Origin of the sequence: Cedecea neteri NBRC 105707 = ATCC 33855 (genome assembly GCF_001571265.1) — a bacterium.
GTDB lineage: Bacteria > Pseudomonadota > Gammaproteobacteria > Enterobacterales > Enterobacteriaceae > Cedecea > Cedecea neteri.
In genome coordinates this window covers 1-6,735 of record NZ_BCTL01000092.1, presented here as the reverse complement: position 1 = coordinate 6,735, position 6,735 = coordinate 1, and the positions used below count along the sequence as shown (strand labels likewise).

Sequence of the window (6,735 nt, the reverse complement as noted above, 5' to 3'; positions counted from 1 at the left end):
TGTAGAGCGGAAAACGTTTTTGCACTTTTTTCTAAAATATTTTGCACTCCGTATTCATTAAACCTGAGTGCAAAATATTTTTATAATTAGCTTCTTTAATAGCCAAACTCACTGACTCACCCCATCCTTGCAATTTTTCAATACTGACGACCTTACATAAATAATGACACTTGCTATTGGTTTGTGAGTTGCCGGACATATGCCCCTGCCCGGCGCGGGGTTTTAGTGGTAAGGTTTTTTCGCCCTGATTCTTGCAAGGGATACGGGCGAAAAAAATCACAACCACCACTAAGGACTTCACCACATGAGCGCTGATACCGCATTAGGCATTTTTAATTCACTGGGTACACTCGTCAAAACCCTTATCAATGAGCGCGACCGCCAGAAACTTTCTGCCCTCCAAATCGAGCTCACGAAATGTATCACTGAGGCGCAGGCCCAGCTTGTCGAGATACTCGCTTCCGTCACCGAGAAGGAGGGGAGGTTCCATACTCTTGAGCAACGAATAAGAAAGATGGAAACCCAACAAACTGAGCAGGCCAACCATCATCTTGTCAAACTGGGCACCGTCGGGCAGTTCTTCGCGTATGCTCCGGGTAGCAGAGCCGAATTGCTGGAGAGCACCACTGACGTCGAGTATTTCCTGTGCCAGCCTTGTTTCGATAGCGGAAAGCGCGCTGTTTTGATTGGAAATGGTCGTGGTCACTGGCGTTGCCCGGTCTGCAATGTTAGCGCCAACGTGGAGCCCGATACCTTCGAGTTTATCGATCTCGGCGGAGATGATCGCGGAGGCTGGTGATTCAGGACTGTTTACTTTCTGGCTCATAATTTGCTCTCTTATTTCTCTTATTCATTGAGGTGCTTTACATTCGCAGACAGCGGCAATATTTGTTTTATTTACGCAAGATTGCCGCGGGTTAAACTGACGTCGTTATATTTTGAAGTTAGTGATAATCAGCTCAGATACCTGATTCTTATTTTGTGAACCCACGGTGTAGTTTGTCATGGTGGTGCTGATATTCAGCCCGCCGAAGACGTCCCTCATTGCCGGGTGGTCGTTAACCGAAATGATCACCTTACCCTGCATGGCCGGACTCAGCGCCTGTTCAGCCATTAGCTGATACTGCTCAATGCCGAAGGGGACGCCATACCCCGTCGTATTCCAGTAAGGCGGATCAAGGTAGAATAGTGTTTCTGGTCTGTCGTAACGCTTCATACACTTCAGCCAGTCGAGGTGTTCTATCGTAACCTGCTGAAGGCGTTCCCACGCCCCGGATAATGTTTCTTCCATCCTGAGAATGTTCAGCGGTGCCGGGCGTGTGGCACGAACTCCGAACGTCCTTCTGTGGGCTTTTGCACCAAAAGACAATTTCTGCAGGTAGTAGAATCTCGCCGCGCGTTGAATATCTGTCAGCGTAACCGAGGGTGTGATGTTCAGCCATTCAAATATCTGGCGGCTGGTTAAAGCCCATTTAAACTGCCGGATAAACTCTTCCAGATGATACTGAATAACGCGATACAGGTTCACAACCTCCCCGTCGATATCATTCAGCACCTCAACGTCTGAGCGCTCTTTCATAAAGAACAGCGCTGCACCGCCGCAAAAAGGCTCCACATAACAGGTGTGCGCCGGGAACAGCGGCAGCAGCGTTTTAGCCAGCTTGCGTTTGCCACCCACCCAGGGAATAACGGGACTCACCATGTCTGTTTCCTCCATTGAGCCCTGTCGGCCATATTTTGCTGCTGACAGGGCTTTTATTTTATACGGAAAGCATCAGTTGCCTGTGCTTCCGGGCTGACTGGCAGCGGCTTTTGTTGCTGCTGCATCATCAATTTTCTTGCGAATGTAATTGCGAATCACTTTATATCCGCCGGAGAGGAGGTAAAGCACGCAAACACCGGTGCAAAAATAAAGTAAGCTGCTTTGAATAAATGACATAATGACCTCAGTTAATGTAATGAGTAACAGATGGCAGGTAAATCAACTCTGCCGGGGGTATTGAATACTTAAATTTTCTTTCACTTTATTGCTGTGCTTATTTACCAATACCTGAAGTGATGTGACCGGCATGACCCATCGTTATATCAAAGCTGGGGCTGGCTGTGTCAGTCCGTACCCCAAAATACAACCATGTCCTGTCCTGGCTGGTATCCCGGAACAGATAAATCACATGGCATGCCAGATTCGGGACCAGGTTGGGGAAATAATAGGCTCCGGTGACCTGGTCATTGCACCAGTCCCAGATGGTCTTGTGGGCGCCGATTGAGTCAATACGAATTGGGGTTCCAATGCCAAAGCTTCCCATCTTCAGTAATGTTTCTGGTGTGGCATCCGTGGGGGTAGGCTGCACATCATGCACGGCGCCGGTTTTAAGGCCCAGATTCGCTCTGGCTGCGGTTTGCGCAGGCACGCCAGCAGCCGCTATCTCCGACATGTTATTCCCTTTTTGCAGTGCACCGGTAATGCGGGCGTCATCACCTGCTGCAACGGTCCCCGCCACCTTGCCGACGTCGAGAACAGCAGCACCTTTGAGTTCCAGACTGGTTCTGGCTGCTGCTTTGTCCTTTACGTCGGAGAGATTTTTGTCCGAATGTAGAAGGTTATTCAGCCGCGTATCGTCCGTCGTCAGAAAGACTTTTTTCAGCGCCGTCAGAAACTGGTCGTTGGTCGCTTCGTTCGGCTTAATACCGGCGGCAGTCAAAATCGTAAGGATTTCACGCTGCGTGCTGAGCATGGCCGCCTGATTGTCATTGGCGTATTTCGGCGTGACGATGGTTGCCAGTTCCCCGGTTTGCGTGTTTTTCCCGTGGAATAAACCGTCTGCAGTGCCGATGGGATCAATGAGTGGTTTCACTTACGCTTCTCCTGAATACTTAAACACACACTCGGTATGGGCGGGTTTGAGGCGGCGAAACATTTCCTCAAGCTTCGGGTCACCAGACTCTTCCAGCCGGTCACCGACCGAGGACTCGCCCACCCGGAAGTAATAGCTTTTTTCCGGCGAGCCCTGAACATTCACCAACCAGCGCCACATCGGCGTATCGGGTTCATCAATGGTGATGGTGTACCCCATCGCAGCCGCCAGATTGATGAAGTAGGCCCGGCTGAGTCCGCCTGTTTCGGCCAGGGCGGCCATCACCCTGTCCCGACGCTGCTGCAGCGTGTCATTCTCCCCCGGTATCAGGGCATAAACACGTTCCCAGTCCGGCAGCGTGTTGGTGGCCGTCAACGGATCGATGGCACTCAGCAGGTCAGATACGGTCTGTTCCGCCAGCGCCAGCAACCGTGCATCCGCCTGGAGCTCTGCTCTCAGGCGGGTGCCGTTCGGGTTGTACGAGACCGGGGGCAGCAGCAGGGCCAGCAGGTTGACGTAATCGTTGCGGGTCATGATGTCTGCCCCTCAGCCTGCAGTGCCGTGATGGTGATTTTCCCCGGTCGGACCCACTCCACCGTGGTGGCATTGACCACCGGCAGCAGGTTTGTGGTCGGGGTGCTGATGCGGTAGTCCAGCACGCCCTCGGTGTCCGATATCAGGGCCCCAATCTGGGTTACAATTGCTTCCTGGCCCGGTATCAGCGCCGCAAACCATGTCTGCAGGCTGTTTGTTATGGTCGCCGTCACCGCATCCAGGGTGGTGGTGTCGCTGATACCCACCGCCACGGTCACATCCAGCGTTTTTTCTGTGGGGGCAAGGGCCTTGAAGTCTTTGGCCGTCACCGGTCGAACGCTGTCGATGTAGTGCTGAACCGCCTCCAGAGTGGCCTGCGAGGGCAGACTGTGCGCGGCAGTAATCACCACATCCACTGTGCCGAGCCCCCGGCGCAGGGGAAACACCCAGGCGCCGCTGACGCCTTCCACCGACATGGCCCACACTTTATAGTCGTGGGCATTCCCGCCAGCCGCGGGCTGACGCATGACGTCCAGCAGGCGGGCCAGCAGCTCGCCGTCGGTCTCGGTATCGGTGCCGCCCGTCATCGCATCGGCGGTCACTGTGCTGTCCAGGCCAGCCGGGGCGGAGACCAGCGTCCCGCTGATACCAGCCACCAGATTGCCGCCCATACCGGAGGTAGCGGCTCTGGCTTTTACGGTGGCGTGCCCGTTGGCATCCAGCGTCCCGGCCTCAGTGGTCTGATACAGCGTGGTGTTACCTTTCACCCGGAAGGCCAGTCCGGTCACAAAAGCGGTTTTTGGCGTGCCAGTCAGGGTGACTTTTCCCGCTGCAGCCGTAGCGGCTTTCTTTGTCAGGCCCCGCAGGCGGGCATGCATCGCGAGCCAGTCGCTGTCAGCCGTATCCGGGAACGCCTGACGCAGCACCCAGCCTGCATACTGATACAGGCCCTGAACCACAGAGGCGGTGGCGTTCGCCCGGACAAAGTTGTCGCTGTCCTGGCCGGTATCGGCATCCGGTAGCTGGTTGGTCAGTTCATCCAGCCAGTTTTTCACCAGGTCTGCATGGGCGGGAAGCGTTACGGGCATCGTCAGTTCACCTGTACCGGGTGCCGGAAGGTCGTGGTTTTGCCGTCGGCCTGCAGCACCTGAATGGTTAAATCAATCCAGCCGGGGCGTATTCGCACGGCGGTTACGTTGACAGCCTGCGCCCGCCCGTCGGTCACCAGTGGCTCCAGCGCCTGCCAGGCGTACTGCTCCGCCAGGGCGCGGGTCTCTTCCGTGTCCTTGCGCGGCAGCAGATGCAGACGGGAGCCCAGCAGCGGCGCGAACAGCCAGCTGCCGAGTGGCGTTTTCAGGCGCAACAGCACGGCATTTTCAAGCCGGGTGGTCCGGGTGCCGGTGTAGTCGCCTGTGTAAGGGTTGAGCATTCTGTCCATGCGGCCAGAGTATCGCGCGTGCGCGAGGCGGACATGTTGCGGGGGCGAAGCGGGTAACACTGGGGCAGAGGCGGCAGGCAGAGAAGGTATGGGCAAATACCCCCTGTAAGGAGAGAATCGAACTGCACCCCGGCCTTCGCCGGGGCTGGCGGGTATCAGTTGTGCGGTGGCCCGGAGTCGCCATCCGGGGTGTTGTGCTTGTGGGTGCCGATTTCGACGCCGTTAATTTTGACGCTGCCGGAGGTAATGGTGCCGCTGGCATGATTGATATTGCCGGTGATCGTGGCGGTTGAGCCCTGGCCATTGTCTCCACTGATGGCCATGCCGCCCTGGCCTGTCAGCAGGCCCTGCGCCGTGACGTTCTGGGTGGCGGTCACCTGCGGGGTTTTCACCGTCACGCTCTCTGCCGCCTCAATCACGGCTTTTTTGCATTTCAGGTGCCATTCCTCGCAGGTGGTCTCGATGATTTTGCCTTTCTTCAGGATGACGGAGGCCCCTTCATCGGTGTAGATGGCTACCTCGCCCGGCTGCAGGGCCTGAATGCGGTACTGACTGTGCTCGGTGGCAATCACGATACCGTGGCTGGTATCGCCCCCCAGCGGCAGAACGATGGCCATTGCCCCTTCAGGCGGGACAGTGGTGATGCCGTAGTGCTGAAACAATTCCACATCCTGAAGGGTTTCCGGGGCCATGCCCTCAAGCTGGGTGGTCTGCACGCCACCTTCAGTGGTGATGCGCGTGAGTTTCGCCCGGAACGGACGGCGCAGGGCACTGAGCGCGGAGGCGATACGCCGGTTGATAAGGGCGGTGATATCCATCAGTGTATCTCCTGCCAGGTATTCCACAGCAAAGGCTTGCCTTTGCCCTTGTGTTTACGGCGCGAACGTGGGAACGCATCGGCTATCCAGATACCGTCCTCTTTCAGGGTGAGCGTGGTAATGAGCGGCTGGCCCCGGCCGCCGCTGATGCGGCGCGACATCATAAAGAACGTCCCGTCGATGCCGTACAGGTCACTCTGAATATTCACCCGCTGGCCCGGTGTCCACGGGATACCGGCCGGGGTACGCAGACCGCGCACCTCGACGGTGAGCGTCAGCGCCTTCAGGCGGGAATCCGAGAGCAACTTTTTCGCGCGGGCGGTGGCCATGTCGTCAGTGTCAGTGTCGCACATCGTCTGAATAAGCGGTCGATACAGCGTGAAGCCGCCGTCGGTGGCGGTGCCCTTGCGGTTATGCACCCCGTCATGCTCCCGGCTACCGTGCCCCTGTGACAGGACGGTGACCTCCGAGTAACGCCCGGCGATACTGCGCTGCCGGGTCAGGCTGAGAATATTACTCCGGCCATCCCGGTTCAGCATCAGGGTAGCCACAGGCGGGGCGCTGTAATCCGGCCCCCCGATAATAAAGGTGCCATCGGGGGCGACCCACGTCCACAGCCCGTTGACCTCGGCGACTTTCTGGAGCGCTTCCCAGGCAGTTTCGCCAGGTTCAACGTTAAATTTTTTCGGGGCAACGGATTTATCCGCGTGAATGGCCACTTTACTGATGCCGAACGGGTGCACAATGCGGGTGATGACCTCCTGCAGCGTCATGTTCTGCGCCGTAAAGACCGGGGCGGAACAGTCCACCAGGGCCCCGGCATTGTCCCGCCCGGCAATCGACAGCTCATGGCGGCCCCGGCGCAGCCCCTCGGTGATATCGTCAATCAGGCCGGTCATCAGCACATCGCGCCCGGCGCTGAGCACCACCCGCGCACCGGGTTGTACCTCTGCAGGCAGCGTGGCGGTTTCAATCCCGACGTCGAGTTCCCAGGCGCCCGCCGGGGTCAGAAACGACGCATCCACGGTGAAGCGCATCCAGTCGTGATGGGACACGCCGCCGACGGTCAGCGTCAGGCGCTCGTCGCGGC

9 protein-coding genes are annotated in these 6,735 nt (G+C 57.2%); all 9 read right to left on the bottom strand.

Annotated features, from left to right (window positions below):
- Positions 1-337: 337 nt before the first annotated feature.
- A complete protein-coding gene (locus tag CNE01S_RS23605; RefSeq protein WP_061279076.1) occupies positions 338-826 on the bottom strand; it encodes a hypothetical protein in 489 nt (162 codons plus the stop codon).
- Positions 827-931: 105 nt separating this feature from the next.
- On the bottom strand, positions 932-1,702 hold the full coding sequence (locus tag CNE01S_RS23600; protein WP_061279074.1) for a DNA adenine methylase: 771 nt from the start codon (positions 1,700-1,702) through the stop codon (positions 932-934).
- 72 nt (positions 1,703-1,774) lie between these two features.
- Positions 1,775-1,939, bottom strand: coding sequence for a DUF1378 family protein (locus CNE01S_RS24900; protein ID WP_072279229.1), 165 nt, complete (start codon positions 1,937-1,939; stop codon positions 1,775-1,777).
- A gap of 97 nt (positions 1,940-2,036) precedes the next feature.
- Positions 2,037-2,855, bottom strand: a complete 819-nt coding sequence (locus CNE01S_RS23595) for a hypothetical protein (protein WP_061279072.1) — start codon at positions 2,853-2,855, stop codon at positions 2,037-2,039.
- The gene (locus tag CNE01S_RS23590) at positions 2,856-3,389 is read right to left on the bottom strand and encodes a YmfQ family protein (protein ID WP_061279070.1); all 534 of its coding nucleotides are present in this window, start codon (positions 3,387-3,389) and stop codon (positions 2,856-2,858) included.
- Positions 3,386-4,477 carry a baseplate J/gp47 family protein gene (locus tag CNE01S_RS23585; RefSeq protein ID WP_061279067.1) on the bottom strand — a complete coding sequence of 364 codons (1,092 nt, stop codon included), beginning with the start codon at positions 4,475-4,477 and terminating at the stop codon, positions 3,386-3,388. Before CNE01S_RS23585 ends, CNE01S_RS23590 begins: the two co-directional genes overlap by 4 nt.
- A 2-nt stretch (positions 4,478-4,479) precedes the next feature.
- Positions 4,480-4,818: a phage GP46 family protein gene (locus CNE01S_RS23580; RefSeq protein ID WP_342747893.1), complete on the bottom strand. Its 339-nt coding sequence runs from the start codon at positions 4,816-4,818 to the stop codon at positions 4,480-4,482.
- A 164-nt stretch (positions 4,819-4,982) separates the two neighbouring features.
- Positions 4,983-5,645, bottom strand: a complete 663-nt coding sequence (locus CNE01S_RS23575; protein ID WP_061279063.1) for a phage baseplate assembly protein V — start codon at positions 5,643-5,645, stop codon at positions 4,983-4,985.
- A partial coding sequence (locus CNE01S_RS25535; RefSeq protein WP_072279228.1) for a phage baseplate assembly protein occupies positions 5,645-6,735 on the bottom strand: 1,091 nt, incomplete at its 5' end. The genes CNE01S_RS23575 and CNE01S_RS25535, both read right to left, overlap by 1 nt.

Coding starts and splice junctions, on each gene's coding strand:
- CNE01S_RS23605 (WP_061279076.1), bottom strand. CDS start 826: ATGAGCCAGAAAGTAAACAGTCCTGAATCACCAGCCTCCGCGATCATC.
- CNE01S_RS23600 (WP_061279074.1), bottom strand. CDS start 1,702: ATGGTGAGTCCCGTTATTCCCTGGGTGGGTGGCAAACGCAAGCTGGCT.
- CNE01S_RS24900 (WP_072279229.1), bottom strand. CDS start 1,939: ATGTCATTTATTCAAAGCAGCTTACTTTATTTTTGCACCGGTGTTTGC.
- CNE01S_RS23590 (WP_061279070.1), bottom strand. CDS start 3,389: ATGACCCGCAACGATTACGTCAACCTGCTGGCCCTGCTGCTGCCCCCG.
- CNE01S_RS23585 (WP_061279067.1), bottom strand. CDS start 4,477: ATGCCCGTAACGCTTCCCGCCCATGCAGACCTGGTGAAAAACTGGCTG.
- CNE01S_RS23580 (WP_342747893.1), bottom strand. CDS start 4,818: ATGCTCAACCCTTACACAGGCGACTACACCGGCACCCGGACCACCCGG.
- CNE01S_RS23575 (WP_061279063.1), bottom strand. CDS start 5,645: ATGGATATCACCGCCCTTATCAACCGGCGTATCGCCTCCGCGCTCAGT.